This window comes from Octadecabacter dasysiphoniae (assembly GCF_021532615.1).
GTDB classification, from domain to species: domain Bacteria; phylum Pseudomonadota; class Alphaproteobacteria; order Rhodobacterales; family Rhodobacteraceae; genus Octadecabacter; species Octadecabacter dasysiphoniae.
In genome coordinates this window covers 695,872-709,472 of the sequence record NZ_JAKGAQ010000002.1, presented here as the reverse complement: position 1 = coordinate 709,472, position 13,601 = coordinate 695,872, and the positions used below count along the sequence as shown (strand labels likewise).

General features: G+C 56.5%; 12 protein-coding genes. 8 read left to right on the top strand and 4 right to left on the bottom strand.

All coding sequences use genetic code 11. The features are described 5' to 3' along the window. Positions 1-13: 13 nt before the first annotated feature. Together hrcA and L0664_RS10405 are read left to right on the top strand one after the other, a co-directional pair. Positions 14-1,078 carry a heat-inducible transcriptional repressor HrcA gene (gene hrcA, locus L0664_RS10410; protein WP_235225736.1) on the top strand — a complete coding sequence of 355 codons (1,065 nt, stop codon included), beginning with the start codon at positions 14-16 and terminating at the stop codon, positions 1,076-1,078. A gap of 12 nt (positions 1,079-1,090) precedes the next feature. Beyond that, positions 1,091-1,663 (top strand): nucleotide exchange factor GrpE, encoded by a 573-nt coding sequence (locus tag L0664_RS10405; protein ID WP_235225735.1) that lies wholly within the window; start codon positions 1,091-1,093, stop codon positions 1,661-1,663. Here the strand turns inward: L0664_RS10405 and mutS are convergent. Beyond that, on the bottom strand, positions 1,647-4,271 hold the full coding sequence (gene mutS / locus L0664_RS10400) for a DNA mismatch repair protein MutS (protein ID WP_235225734.1): 2,625 nt from the start codon (positions 4,269-4,271) through the stop codon (positions 1,647-1,649). The genes L0664_RS10405 and mutS overlap by 17 nt on opposite strands. A 122-nt stretch (positions 4,272-4,393) precedes the next feature. On the opposite strand from mutS, the gene L0664_RS10395 reads away from it, so the two are divergent. Further along, positions 4,394-6,649, top strand: coding sequence for an NADP-dependent malic enzyme (locus L0664_RS10395; RefSeq protein ID WP_235225733.1), 2,256 nt, complete (start codon positions 4,394-4,396; stop codon positions 6,647-6,649). A gap of 2 nt (positions 6,650-6,651) precedes the next feature. Further along, positions 6,652-7,518, top strand: coding sequence for a ribokinase (locus L0664_RS10390; protein ID WP_235225732.1), 867 nt, complete (start codon positions 6,652-6,654; stop codon positions 7,516-7,518). Here L0664_RS10390 and msrA read toward each other — a convergent pair. From msrA to L0664_RS10375, 3 genes are all read right to left on the bottom strand, one after another. Beyond that, complete coding sequence (gene msrA / locus L0664_RS10385) at positions 7,508-8,173, bottom strand: peptide-methionine (S)-S-oxide reductase MsrA (protein WP_235225731.1); 666 nt, start codon at positions 8,171-8,173, stop codon at positions 7,508-7,510. The genes L0664_RS10390 and msrA overlap by 11 nt on opposite strands. Before the next feature lie 217 nt (positions 8,174-8,390). After that, a complete protein-coding gene (locus tag L0664_RS10380) occupies positions 8,391-9,623 on the bottom strand; it encodes an argininosuccinate synthase (protein WP_235225730.1) in 1,233 nt (410 codons plus the stop codon). A gap of 52 nt (positions 9,624-9,675) precedes the next feature. Further along, positions 9,676-10,110 carry an NUDIX domain-containing protein gene (locus tag L0664_RS10375; protein ID WP_235225729.1) on the bottom strand — a complete coding sequence of 145 codons (435 nt, stop codon included), beginning with the start codon at positions 10,108-10,110 and terminating at the stop codon, positions 9,676-9,678. Positions 10,111-10,181: 71 nt separating this feature from the next. Between L0664_RS10375 and hslO the strand changes: the two genes are divergently transcribed. Genes hslO through L0664_RS10355 form a run of 4 tightly spaced genes read left to right on the top strand, consistent with a single transcriptional unit; the run spans position 10,182 to position 13,567 of the window. Continuing rightward, positions 10,182-11,180, top strand: a complete 999-nt coding sequence (gene hslO, locus L0664_RS10370) for an Hsp33 family molecular chaperone HslO (RefSeq protein WP_235225728.1) — start codon at positions 10,182-10,184, stop codon at positions 11,178-11,180. Further along, positions 11,167-11,760, top strand: coding sequence for a CoA pyrophosphatase (locus L0664_RS10365; protein ID WP_235225727.1), 594 nt, complete (start codon positions 11,167-11,169; stop codon positions 11,758-11,760). The genes hslO and L0664_RS10365 overlap by 14 nt, the downstream gene beginning before the upstream one ends. Then, positions 11,757-12,998 (top strand): CCA tRNA nucleotidyltransferase, encoded by a 1,242-nt coding sequence (locus L0664_RS10360; protein WP_235225726.1) that lies wholly within the window; start codon positions 11,757-11,759, stop codon positions 12,996-12,998. Before L0664_RS10365 ends, L0664_RS10360 begins: the two co-directional genes overlap by 4 nt. Then, positions 12,995-13,567: a LysE family translocator gene (locus L0664_RS10355; protein WP_235225725.1), complete on the top strand. Its 573-nt coding sequence runs from the start codon at positions 12,995-12,997 to the stop codon at positions 13,565-13,567. Before L0664_RS10360 ends, L0664_RS10355 begins: the two co-directional genes overlap by 4 nt. The last annotated feature ends 34 nt before the right edge of the window (positions 13,568-13,601 follow it).

The window sequence follows — 13,601 nt, the reverse complement described above, 5'->3', positions numbered from 1 at the left end:
ACCGAAGGCCGTGATGTCTGATCAAACTCCAAATCTCGAAGACATGAACGCCCGCTCGCGCGAGGTGTTTCGCCGTGTCGTCGAAGGGTATCTTGAAACAGGCACCCCTGTCGGGTCGCAAACATTGCAGCAAACGCTGACAGAACAGGTCAGCTCTGCGACCATTCGCAATGTGATGAAAGATCTCGAACAACTTGGCCTGATTGGTAGCCCGCATATCAGTGCAGGCCGCATTCCCACGCAGAACGGGCTGCGCATGTTTGTCGATGGACTGCTTGAGGTCGGCGACCTGGACGGCGGCGATCGCGCCAAGATTGATCAAACGATGGGCGGAAACGACGATGATGTGTCCACCCTCCTCGATCGTGTCGGATCTGCGCTGTCCGGTGTCACCCACGGCGCAAGTTTGGTCCTAACCCCGAAACACGAAGAAGCGCCCATCAAGCACGTTGAATTTGTCAGCCTCGCTGCGGATCGTGCACTTGTCGTGTTGGTTTTTGCGGATGGCCACGTCGAAAACCGCGTCTTTACCCCGCCCCCGGGTCAAACACCGTCGTCGATGCGCGAGGCCACGAATTTCATCAATGCCGTCGCCGAAGGCCGCACGCTGTCCGAACTGGGCAGCGCCATTGCCCACGAGGTTCGCGCCCGTCGTCAAGAAATTGACGTCCTCGCCCGTGAACTCATCGATAGCGGTGCGGCCATGTGGGAAAACAAAGGCGAATCAACCGAACGATTGATCGTGCGTGGCCGCGGAAATCTGATCTCTGACGAAGACACAGCCGATCTGGATCGCATCCGCACCCTGTTTGATGACCTTGAACGTAAGCGCGACATCGCTGATTTCCTTGAATTGACCGACGAAGGCGAAGGCGTGCGCATTTTCATTGGCTCTGAAAACAAACTTTTCTCACTTTCGGGTTCATCTTTGGTGGTTTCTCCTTATATGAACGCTGATCGAAAGATTGTCGGTGCGGTTGGTGTCATCGGACCCACCCGCCTGAATTACGGGCGCATTGTGCCCATCGTAGATTACACCGCGCAGCTGGTCGGGAAACTGATCACGGATCGTGGATAGGGAACGCTTGATATGGCTGACAAAGACAACGAATTTCTGGACGACATCATGGCGGACGTGAACAGCGGCCCCGAGGATGAGATGACGCTCGAAGATCTGGCGAACGAAGAAGTGGATGAAAAAGTCGTCGATCTTCACGCCGAAATCGCCGATCTGAAAGACGCATACATGCGCGCCCTTGCGGATGTGGAAAACTCTCGCAAACGCGCAGATCGTGACCGTCGAGAGGCTGAAAATTACGGCGGCTCCCGCCTCGCCCGTGATTTGCTGCCCGTTTACGACAACCTCGAACGTGCGCTTCAGATGGCCAAAGAAGACGGCAAAGAAGGCGACAAAGCCCTGCTCGAAGGTGTCGAACTCACCATGCGCGCTTTGATCGGCGTGTTCAAAAAGCACGGCATCGATCCGATTGTCCCCGAAGTCGGTGATCGTTTCGACCCACAGCACCACGAAGCAATGTTCGAAGCACCCCTGCCCGGCACCAAGGCCGGCGACATCATTCAGGTTTCAACAACGGGCTTCATGCTGCACGACCGCTTGCTGCGCGCAGCACAGGTCGGCGTGTCCTCTACTCCGAAGTCTTAACCAAACCGCGAAGCTCGTAAATCAGATCAAGCGCGTCTTTGGGCGACAGATCATCGGGCAAAACATCTTTCAACCGCGCCTCCACCTCGGACGGCGCGGTTTTTTGTGGGGCGGGCGTTGGTTTGGCACTAAACAGCGGTAAATCGTCGATCACCGCCTTCTGTTTTCCCTCGCGCTCACCCTTTTCCAGCGCCTCAAGAACGACCTTCGCGCGGTCAACAACGGTCTTTGGCAATCCGGCCAACCGCGCAACTTGCACACCATAAGACCGATCCGCCGTGCCGCGTTTCACCTCGTGGAGGAAAATCACATCCCCCTCCCACTCCTTCACGGTCACCGTCGCGTTCGCCACCCCGTCGAGCTTGTCCGAAAGCCCCGTCATCTCATGGTAATGCGTGGCAAAAAGCGCGCGGCAGCGGTTCACCTCGTGCAGATGTTCCAACGTGGCCCAGGCAATCGACAAACCATCATACGTCGCCGTGCCCCGCCCGATTTCATCCAAAATCACGAGCGCACGGTCATCCGCCTGATTCAAAATCGCCGCCGTTTCGACCATCTCGACCATAAACGTCGACTGCCCTTTGCTCAGATCGTCCGACGCGCCGACACGGCTGAAAATCTGGCTGACGATTCCAATCGTCGCCGCCTTCGCAGGAACGAACGCGCCCATCTGCGCCAAAACAGCGATCAAAGCATTCTGACGCAAATACGTCGATTTACCCGCCATGTTCGGACCAGTCAGCAGCCAGATTTGTTCATCGCTTAGGTCTGTGTCATTGGCGACAAAGGGCGTTCCACTGGGTTTCAACGCCGCCTCCACCACCGGATGCCGCCCCTCTGTGATCACAAATTCTCGCTCGGACGTCATCACAGGGCGAACCCAATTTTCTTCACGCGCCAAACGCGCCAACGCAGCGCTCAAATCAAACTCAGCCAGCGCACGTGCCAAAGTGAACAATTCAGGCGCTTGATCCAAAATTCCGTCTTTCAGGGCGGAATAGAGCCGCTTTTCAATCTCAAGACATTGCCCACCCGCATTCAAAATACGCGTTTCCAGCTCTGACAGTTCAACAGTCGTGAATCGCACCTGATTGGCCGTCGTCTGGCGGTGAATGAACGTCTCGGACAGCGGCGACGCCAGCATTTTCGCTGAATGGGTCGCCGTGACTTCAACAAAATACCCCAACACATTGTTGTGCCTGATCTTGAGGGCTGAAACACCGGTTCGCTCAACATACTGGCTTTGCAATCCGGCGATCACGGACCGCCCTTCGTCGCGCAAGGACCGGAATTCATCTAACTCCGCATCATACCCGGATGCAATAAACCCGCCATCGCGTGCCAAAATTGGTGGCTCCGCGATCAATGCATCATCCAGCAGCGCCAATAGCGTTTCTTGCCCGGTCAAATCACGGGCCGCCGCTGCCAAAACATCTGGCATATCATCCGGCAATGCGTCCGCAATCAAAGATGCCTGCGCAATCGCGCTGCGCACAGCTGTCATGTCGCGCGGGCCGCCACGATCCAGTGACAGGCGCGACAACGCACGATCCAAATCCGGGACTTCGCGCAATCGATCCTCTAACAGCGCTGCAACATCACCGCGATCCAGACACCACGCGACCGCATCCTGTCTTGTACCAATTTGCGCCAAATCCCGTGACGGCGATGACAGGCGCCGTTCCAAAAGGCGGGCACCAGCAGCGGTCAGCGTGCGATCAATCACCGACAACAGCGATCCGCTGCGGCCCCCATTTACCCCATGGGTCAATTCCAGTGATTTACGCGTAGACGCATCAATTTGCATCGCGCTTTCACGTTTTTCACGCATCGGCGGGCGCAACAGCGGCAGCTTCCCTTTCTGCGTAATATCAAGGTATTCGACCACGGCAGCCATTGCCGCAATTTCGCACCGCGAAAACGTCCCAAACCCATCCAGAGATTTGACAGAATAGACACTGTTCAGGCGTTTTTCGCCGCTTGTGCTGTCAAACGCTGCATTGCCCAACACAGTAACCGCAGCGCCCGCATCCTCGACGATTCCGCCAAAATCGCCTTCGCCAGCATCGCTCAGCAATACCTCTTTCGGGCCCAGCCGCGCGAGTTCGGGTCCCAGCCCCGCCACGTCACATTCAAGCACGGAAAACGCACCTGTAGAAATGTCGACCCACGCCAATGCCCCGTCGCCGCGCACATTTGCATAAGCCGCCAGAAAATTATGACGCCGTGCATCCAGCAACGCATCTTCGGTCAACGTCCCGGGCGTCACGACCCGCGTGACCCCTCGCTTCACAACCGATTTATACCCGCGCTTCTTCGCCTCAGCCGGGGATTCAAGCTGCTCACACACCGCAACACGGTGCCCTTTTCGGATCAGCGTTAGAAAATATCCCTCGGCTGCATGATGGGGCACGCCGCACATGGCGATATCGTCACCCAGATGTTTGCCGCGTTTGGTTAACGCGATATCCAGCGCCCCGGCGGCGGCCACTGCATCATCAAAAAACAGCTCATAAAAATCGCCCATCCTATAGAACAGCAACGCGTCAGGATGGTCGGCCTTGATTTCAAGATATTGCGCCATCATCGGCGTCACGGTGCTGCTCATGCGATCCCCCGATTGCTGTCCCCGCAACCTAATGGGCCAATGTTAGCGACGAAAGTGCAAAAACGGGTGGTTGCCGCCGCATTGGCACGTCCTTATCAATACGAAACGCATTGGAGGACGACATGGCGAACACAAAGGTCACGCGCGAAGACGCACTGGCGTTCCATCTGGAACCTACCCCCGGCAAATGGGAGGTAAAAGCGACTGTTCCAATGACAACGCAGCGCGACCTGTCGCTGGCCTATTCCCCCGGTGTTGCAGTGCCGTGCGAAGACATCGCCGCGAACCCTGAACTGGCCTATGATTATACCAACAAGGGCAATCTGGTCGCTGTCATTTCCAACGGCACTGCCGTTCTTGGATTGGGTAATTTAGGCGCGTTAGGGTCGAAACCCGTGATGGAAGGCAAGGCGGTTTTGTTCAAACGCTTTGCGGACGTGAACTCGATCGACATCGAACTCGATACCGAAGATCCGGAAGCATTTTGTAACGCCGTTAAACTGATGGGTCCGACGTTTGGCGGTATCAACCTCGAAGATATCAAGGCCCCCGAATGCTTCATCATTGAACAGCGCCTTAAGGAAGAAATGGACATTCCGGTGTTCCATGACGACCAACACGGCACGGCGGTTATTTGCGCAGCGGGTCTTTTGAACGCCCTGCAAATTTCTGGCAAGAAAATCGAAGATGTGAAAATCGTGCTGAACGGGGCAGGGGCCGCGGGTATCGCCTGCCTTGAATTGCTCAAATCGATGGGTGCCAAGCACAACAATTGCATCATGTGTGACACCAAAGGCGTGATTTACCAAGGCCGGACCGAGGGCATGAACCAATGGAAATCTGCCCACGCCGCCGCAACCGACACCCGCACGCTGGCCGAGGCAATGAACGGCTGTGATGTGTTCCTCGGCGTATCGGCCAAAGGTGCCGTGACGCAGGACATGGTTGTTTCCATGGCCCCCAACGCCGTCATTTTCGCGATGGCGAACCCCGATCCTGAAATCACCCCCGAAGAAGTCCACGAGGTCCGCGATGATGTCATCGTTGCCACAGGCCGGTCTGATTACCCTAACCAAGTGAACAACGTCCTCGGATTTCCGTACCTGTTCCGTGGTGCTCTCGATATCCACGCCCGCGCGATAAACGATGAAATGAAAATCGCCTGCGCCCACGCGCTTGCGAACCTCGCGCGCGAAGACGTGCCCGATGAGGTCGCGATGGCATACGGCAAAAAGCTCACGTTCGGGCGCGATTATATCATCCCGACGCCGTTCGATCCGCGCCTGATCTATGTCATTCCGCCCGCCGTGGCCCGCGCCGGGATGGACACCGGCGTCGCCCGCCGCCCGATTGTCGATATGGATGCCTATGAACTGGGCCTCAAAACCCGCATGGACCCAACCGCGTCAATCCTGCGCGGCATTCATGCCCGTGCCAAAGCCAACCAAAACACAATCGTATTCGCAGAAGGCGATGACACCCGCGTGCTGCGCGCCGCCGTTCTTTATCAACGCTCCGGTCTGGGCAAAGCGCTTGTCGTTGGTCGCGAAGATGATGTGCGTGAAAAGCTCACCTCGGAAGGCCTTGCGGACGCGGTGGATGAGCTTGAAATCGTCAATGCCGCCAACACGCCCCACCTCGAAACCTACAAAGATTTCCTCTATGAACGTCTGCAACGCAAGGGCCACGATCGTCAGGATATCCACCGCATGGCGTCCCGCGATCGCCATGTTTTCGCGTCTCTTATGTTGGCCCACGGCCACGCTGACGGGATGGTCACAGGCGCGACACGTAAATCTGCCCATGTGCTTGAATTGATCAATCACGTCTTTGACGCGGGCCCGCATGATGGCGCCGTTGGCGTCACTGCGATCATCCAGAACGGGCGTATCGTTTTGATTTCGGACACGCTGGTCCACGAATGGCCTGATGAAAACGACCTCGCTGATATTGCTGAACGCGGCGCAGAGGTTGCGCGCACCCTTGGTCTTGAACCACGCGTGGCGTTCCTGTCGTTTTCGACGTTCGGCTATCCCGTGTCAGAACGTGCGACCAAAATGCACGTGGCCTCCGACGTTCTCGAAGCGCGGGGCGTGGATTTCGAATACGAGGGCGAGATGACAGTCGACGTCGCCCTGAACACCAAAGCACAAGAGGCATATCCGTTCTCGCGTTTGACCGGCCCCGCCAATGTGTTGGTCGTTCCGGCCCGCCACTCCGCTTCGATTTCGGTCAAGCTGATGCAGGAAATGGCGGGGGCGACGGTCATCGGTCCGATCCTTGCCGGAATTGATCGCCCTATCCAAATCTGTTCAACCGTCAGCACGGTCAACGACATCCTCAACATGGCGGTTCTCGCGTCAAGTTCGGCGCAGTAGCCATGGCGATCTGGAATCTCGGCTCGATCAATGCGGATTTCGTCTATTCCGTGCCGCACATTCCTGCACCGGGCGAAACGCTCGCCAGTACGGATCGCAAGGTTTTCCTTGGCGGGAAGGGCGCGAACATGTCGGTCGCCGCGGCGCGTGCTGCGGCCCGCGTGAACCATATTGGCGCTGTCGGGCATGACGGGCGCTGGGCGGTTGATCGGCTGTTGGAATACGGCGTCGACACGACCCACATCGAACAGATCGATGTCGAAACAGCACAAGCGATCATTGCCGTCGATGCGCAGGGCGAAAACAGCATCATTTTGCACCAGGGTGCAAACGTCGCGATCCCGCAACATACGCTTGAACAGGCACTAACCCGTGCAAAAACGGGCGATACCTTTGTTTTTCAGAACGAAACGAACCTCCAGCAAGAGGGCGCCAAACTGGCCCGCGAAATGGGTTTGACAGTCGCCTATGCCGCGGCGCCCTTTGATGCTGCTGCCGTTCAAACTGTGCTACCGCACCTCGATTTTCTGATTCTGAATGAGGTCGAGGCGGATCAGTTGAAATCAGCCTCGGGGCAGGGGCCCGCTGACTTGCCCGTCAAAGACGTGATCGTCACGCTCGGATCGGATGGCGCAACTTGGTTCGGCCCCGATGGCAAAGCACACATTCCAGCCCACAAGGTGACCCCCGTCGATACCACGGGCGCGGGCGATACGTTCACCGGATACGTCCTCGCCTGTTTGGATCGCGGGCAACCGATGCTGCAAGCCCTGCAAACCGCCTCAAAGGCCGCCGCGCTTATGGTCATGCGTCACGGTACGGCGGATGTGATTCCCGATCTAAAAGACGTGCAGGATTTTAGTGGTTGATGAATGGGGCATCGCTGCCCCAAAGCTGTTCGATCCGCGCATCCCGACCGCATCCTTCACGGTAGAATGCATATGCCTCGGCCTGCGTTTTGATCCCGCCGCGTGTCACGATCCGCGATGACCCTTTGTAATAATCCTGATGGTAACTTTCGGCGTCATAAAACGGTGCAGCGGCTAAAATAGGCGTCACGATCCGTTGGCCAAGTTCGGATTGCGCAGCACTCAGCGCCGCGCGCGCAGCCTGTTCTTGCGCAGTGGTAGAGACGAAAATCGCCGTGCGGTAACTATCACCACGGTCGCAAAACTGCCCACCTGCATCCGTCGGATCGACGCTGCGAAAAAACAGATCATAAATCTCGCGTTCGGAAATCTGATCGCGGTCATATCTGATTTCAACCGCTTCATAATGGCCTGTGTTGCTATTCGTCACTTGGCGGTAGGTCGGATTTGCCGTTGTGCCGCCCGTATATCCTGATGTTACTTCGGACACGCCGCGCACTTTTTCGAAATCTGATTCAACGCACCAGAAACAGCCGCCCGCGACGACGATGGTTTGCATATCCCGCGCTTCGGCTTTGCCCGCGTTCAGACATGTCGCCACTGCGATGGCCGCGCCCAGCGCAATCGTTTTCAAATTCTGCAACATGGAATTCATGATGGTCTCCTTTTGCCGGTACCATCTGCCGGAACACGGCACCACGCAACGCATCAGCGCGCATGATCACGCGCTCTTTACCAAACGGGATCACACTGCGCGGAGGGCCAGAAATTTTGAATCCGGCAAAAACCCCGTGTTTTCAACGAGGCGACGAAAAGACCCGTATCAGACCCATATGGAAACCATACCGGACCCATATCAGAACCATACCGCGTTATTTCGTGCGTTTGTCCCGCGCTGCCAACAATTTCAAACGCAGCGCATTCAACTGAATGAACCCCGCCGCATCCTTTTGATCATAGGCACCCGCGTCGTCCTCGAACGTCACATGCGCTTCTGAATACAGGCTGTAGTCAGACGAACGTGCAACCGTTTTGGCCGATCCTTTGTACAGCTTCAGTGTTACCGAACCCGTCACGTGTGTCTGTGATTTATCGATCGCGGCTTGCAGCATTTCCCGCTCTGGCGAGAACCAGAAACCGTTATAAATCAGCTCCGCGTAGCGCGGCATCAGCTCGTCTTTCAGGTGCGCCGCACCGCGATCCAATGTGATTGATTCGATGCCACGGTGCGCCTCAAGCAACAGGGTTCCGCCGGGCGTTTCATAGACACCGCGCGACTTCATACCAACGAAACGACCCTCAACCAGATCAAGGCGACCACAGCCGTGTTTGCCGCCTAACTCATTGAGTTTCGTAAGAATTGTTGCGGGTGACATCGCCTCTCCATTGATCGAAACGGCATCACCTGCTTCAAAACCAACCTCAACATATTCGGGTGTTTCTGGTGCATCTTCGGGCGCAACCGTGCGCTGGTAAACGTAGTCCGGCGCCATCTCTGCGGGGTCTTCCAGAACCTTACCCTCAGACGAAGTGTGCAGCAGGTTCGCATCAACGGAAAACGGTGCCTCGCCGCGCTTGTCTTTAGCGACCTCAATCTGGTGCGCCTCTGCAAATTCCAAAAGCTTGGTGCGCGACGACAAATCCCACTCGCGCCACGGCGCGATCACTTTGATGTCCGGGTTCAACGCGTAGGCGGCCAATTCAAACCGGACCTGATCGTTGCCTTTACCCGTTGCGCCATGGGCCACAGCATCGGCCCCCGTTTCGGCAGCAATTTCAACCAAACGCTTTGAAATCAATGGTCTAGCGATGGATGTGCCCAACAAATAAAGCCCTTCGTAAACCGCATTCGCGCGAAACATCGGGAACACAAAGTCGCGTACAAATTCTTCGCGGACGTCTTCAATATAGATGTTCTCAGCGGGGATACCCATGTCCAACGCCTTCTTGCGCGCAGGCTCAAGCTCCTCGCCTTGGCCCAAATCGGCAGTGAACGTCACGACCTCACAGCCGTATTCCGTCTTCAGCCATTTCAGGATGATCGACGTATCCAAACCGCCAGAATAGGCGAGGACAACTTTTTTCGGCGTGAACTTGGCGGACATATCGGGCGACTCCAAAGGGGTTATTTGCAGGCGAATTACGCGGTTTCGGAAACTAGAGCAAGCTGGCGACGAACGCAGCGTCGCCTTCGTTACTCAGCAGGGCGGGGGCCTCGTCCATGGGGACCCAAACAGCGGTGTGTGTTTCCTCAAGGGGAGGGCCCAATCTAAGGGTCGGCTGAGACCAGTAGATCGTGCAAATCTTTTCAGCCCACATGTCGTATTCGGGCATAAAAACAAAGCGTTTGAAGACACCCAACCGTACAGGGCGATCCATCCGCCAACCGGTTTCTTCCATGACTTCGCGGTGCAAAGCAGGCACAACATGTTCGCCCGCGTCAATTCCACCGCCGGGTAATTGCAGTTCGGGGCGTTCGCCGTCTTGCACCGTTAGCAGTAAATCGCGGCCTCTTTGCAGGATAACATATGCGCCGGGACGCGGCGTGTAGCGCATAGCAGGGTCAACCCGTTCGCCGTACCGTCTGATCATGCCCTTTTTCCTTGCCTTGCCGCACCTATATGGACGCGGTATGCCAACCTTGGACTTGTTAGGAAAGCCAAATGAATACCGCATCAACTATCGCATGGGATGACACTGTCCTGCCGTTCCAACTTGACCGTTCCGACATTCGGGGGCGCGTGGCGCGCCTTGACGGTGTGTTGGATCAGGTCTTGCAGCAGCACGATTATCCGCCAGCGGTCGAAGCATTGGTGGCAGAAATGGCGTTGCTGACGGCGTTGATTGGCCAAACAATTAAGCTGCGTTGGAAGCTGTCGTTGCAAGTGCGCGGTGACGGCCCAGCCCGCCTGATCGCAACCGATTATTATGGCCCCACAAAAGACGGGGAACCCGGCCGCGTTCGCGCCTACGCAAGCTATGACAAAGACGCCATTGACCCGACGGGTCATCCGTTTAGCCAAGTGGGCAAAGGTTATTTCGCTATCCTGATCGATCAGGGCGAAGGCACGACCCCCTACCAAGGGATCACCCCGATCGCAGGTGGTTCGTTGTCTGCATGTGCCGAAGCGTACTTTGCACAATCCGAACAATTGCCAACTGCGTTTCAGCTGACTTTTGGCAAAGCGTCAGTTCCGGGCGGTGATGAATCGTGGCGCGCTGGCGGGATTATGTTGCAAGCGATGCCCAAAGCGTCCCCCTTGGCGAACCCAGGCGAAGCAACGGATGACGGCCTGACCGCGGTTGAGGATCTGTTGAATGACGACGAAGGTGAAAACTGGACGCGCGCAACGCTGCTTATGCGCACCGCAGAAGAGATTGAGCTGATCGGCCCAACCGTTCAACCAACAGAGCTGCTTGTTCGTTTGTTCCACGAAGAACAGCCGCGCGTGTTTGATCCACAGCCCGTTCAGTTCGGGTGTTCGTGTTCACCTGACAAAGTGCGTCAGTCCCTGTCGATTTATTCGGCGAAGGATATTGAACATATGACGACGGATGAAAACACTGTGACGGCGGATTGCCAGTTTTGCGGTGCGCATTATGAGTTTGAGCCGAACACCCTCGGATTTGAGGCGACGGCAGGACCAGATGCAAAGCCCTGAAGACCTAAAGGCGATGCTCTCGCGTGCGATTGAAAACGTGCGCGGGGCATCGTCCGACTTCGATCTGAACCCTAACGTGGAATTGCCCCAGCAACGTTCGCTAAAACCGGCCGCTGTTTTAATCGCTGTCACAGAAGGTGGGCATTTGATCCTTACGAAACGGTCGGCCCAGCTAAAGCACCATCCCGGACAGATCGCGTTTGCTGGTGGGCGTCAGGACGAAACTGACCGTGATCTGTGCCACACGGCCCTGCGCGAAGCGCAAGAAGAAATCGGGTTAGACCCCGAGCTTGCGACAGTCCTCGGTGTCTTGCCGAGCCATGAAACCGTGACGAATTATGCGGTGACGCCGATCATTGCGATGGTGCCGTCTGATTTGGCGTTTGTCCCTGAACCCGGCGAAGTGGCCGAGGTTTTTACCGTTCCGATTTCCCATGTCCTGATGCCTGAAAATTATCGGATCGAAGGACGTCATTGGCGCGGACAACGACGCCAATATTACACAGTCCCCTACGGCCCCTATTATATCTGGGGTGCGACGGCGCGTATTCTGCGCGGCTTGGCCGAGGGCGCGGCATGACGGATAAACTCCGCTCCAATTGGCGCGCCGATGGCACGCTGCGCCATATCGGGACGCCGCGTTGGTTGGTGGACGACATGTTGCAAACCCTAATGGCAGCGTTTGAAGATGCGGGTCACCAGATTTACGCCGTCGGCGGCTGTGTGCGGGATACCATGATGGACCGCCACGTGCATGACGTTGATCTATCTACGGACGCCCTGCCCGAAGACACGATAGCGATTGTTGAAAGCCTTAAATTCAAACGCTCCAGCTGGAAGGCCATTCCGACAGGCATCGAACATGGTACGATTACGGCAGTCGACCCCGTCGGCGCTGGCCCCTATGAGATCACCACATTTCGTACGGATGTAGAAACGGACGGTCGTCATGCGACGGTCGCATTTTCCCGAAACATCGAAGATGACGCCACCCGCCGCGATTTTACGATCAACGCATTCTATGCAAATCGCCAAGGTGAAATCCGTGATCTTGTCGGGGGTTCTGCAGACCTTGCGGCGCGGCGCATCCGGTTTATCGGTGATCCCGTTGACCGGATCAAAGAAGACTATCTGCGCATCTTGCGATTCTTCCGGTTTACGGCGTCTCACGGCAATCAAGACGATGGCGTTGATGCAGATGGTTTGGCAGCCTGTGCGCTGCTTGCGGATGGTCTGACGGGGATCTCGCGCGAACGGATCGGCGCGGAGGTTACGCGCATCATCTCTAACCGGGACGCTGCGCCAATTGTAGGCACGATGGAGCAATCTGGCGTTCTTGGCCGTATTCTGCCCGGCGCCAGTGTGCTGACCCTCGCGCGGTTGATTGATCTCGAAGAAAGCTATCCGATCGAAGGCCCTATGGTTGCGCCCAATGATATGGCGACGCGTCTTGCGTCACTGGGATGCGCGGATGTGGCAGACCGGTTGCGGCTGTCGAGCGCCGCTGCCAAAAAGATCGCGCTGGTTCTGCGCGAAGCGGGATCATTGACGCCTGCTCATGCGCTTGCGTATCGGCACGATTATTGGCCCGCTGTTCATTGCTTGTTGTTGCGCTGGGCGTCATTGCAGCAGCCTTTTGATGAAACTGTGCTGGCAGACCTAGAACGCGGTGCATCTGCAAAGTTTCCCGTTCAGGCGGCGGATTTGATGCCAGAATATACGGGAAAAGCACTGGGGGATAGGTTGCAGTTTCTGAAAGAAACCTGGATCGCTTCCCAATTTGAGATGTCAAAATCTGCCTTGTTAGAACGGCCATGACCGCGCTGATTGGGTTTGTCTTCTTTGGCTTGTTTTCGCCGGGACCAAACGTGATCTTGCTTACGGCGTCGGGCGCACGTTTTGGGTTTCGCGCCACCGTGCCGCATCTTTTGGGCGTCGCGCTGGGCGTCGGGTTTATCGCGTTCGTGACCGGTTTCGGCCTAGGTGCGCTGATCGATACATTCCCTGCGATGCGCGTTGTGCTGATGGTCATCGCGTCCCTTTGGATTTTGTGGATGGCGTGGAAGTTGTGGCACGCCAAACCCGCGCAAGCCCGCGATACTGATCGCCCTTTTACCTTTGGCCAAGCAGTCCTGTTCCAATGGGTGAATCCGAAAATCTGGGCTGTTGCGACGTCTGCATCTGCATTGGTCACCGATCTTGCGCCGCTGACCCAGGCAACAACGTTGGCCCTGACGTTTTCGGGCACCAATCTGTGTGTCTGTCTGTTTTGGACTTACGCGGGCAGTCTATTGAAAACCCTCCTTGCTGATCCGGTAAAATGGCAGGTCTTTATGCGGATCATGGCCGTAGCCTTGGCTGTTTTCTCGGGTCTGGTTTTCCTGTGACCTAAACCGGTCTATATGAGCAGTGGAAAGGATA

What these genes read in the sequence shown, in the direction of transcription:
- hrcA (WP_235225736.1), top strand. Translation starts at nt 14, where the DNA reads ATGTCTGATCAAACTCCAAATCTCGAAGACATGAACGCCCGCTCGCGC.
- L0664_RS10405 (WP_235225735.1), top strand. Translation starts at nt 1,091, where the DNA reads ATGGCTGACAAAGACAACGAATTTCTGGACGACATCATGGCGGACGTG.
- mutS (WP_235225734.1), bottom strand. Translation starts at nt 4,271, where the DNA reads ATGAGCAGCACCGTGACGCCGATGATGGCGCAATATCTTGAAATCAAG.
- L0664_RS10395 (WP_235225733.1), top strand. Translation starts at nt 4,394, where the DNA reads ATGGCGAACACAAAGGTCACGCGCGAAGACGCACTGGCGTTCCATCTG.
- L0664_RS10390 (WP_235225732.1), top strand. Translation starts at nt 6,652, where the DNA reads ATGGCGATCTGGAATCTCGGCTCGATCAATGCGGATTTCGTCTATTCC.
- msrA (WP_235225731.1), bottom strand. Translation starts at nt 8,173, where the DNA reads ATGAATTCCATGTTGCAGAATTTGAAAACGATTGCGCTGGGCGCGGCC.
- L0664_RS10380 (WP_235225730.1), bottom strand. Translation starts at nt 9,623, where the DNA reads ATGTCCGCCAAGTTCACGCCGAAAAAAGTTGTCCTCGCCTATTCTGGC.
- L0664_RS10375 (WP_235225729.1), bottom strand. Translation starts at nt 10,110, where the DNA reads ATGATCAGACGGTACGGCGAACGGGTTGACCCTGCTATGCGCTACACG.
- hslO (WP_235225728.1), top strand. Translation starts at nt 10,182, where the DNA reads ATGAATACCGCATCAACTATCGCATGGGATGACACTGTCCTGCCGTTC.
- L0664_RS10365 (WP_235225727.1), top strand. Translation starts at nt 11,167, where the DNA reads ATGCAAAGCCCTGAAGACCTAAAGGCGATGCTCTCGCGTGCGATTGAA.
- L0664_RS10360 (WP_235225726.1), top strand. Translation starts at nt 11,757, where the DNA reads ATGACGGATAAACTCCGCTCCAATTGGCGCGCCGATGGCACGCTGCGC.
- L0664_RS10355 (WP_235225725.1), top strand. Translation starts at nt 12,995, where the DNA reads ATGACCGCGCTGATTGGGTTTGTCTTCTTTGGCTTGTTTTCGCCGGGA.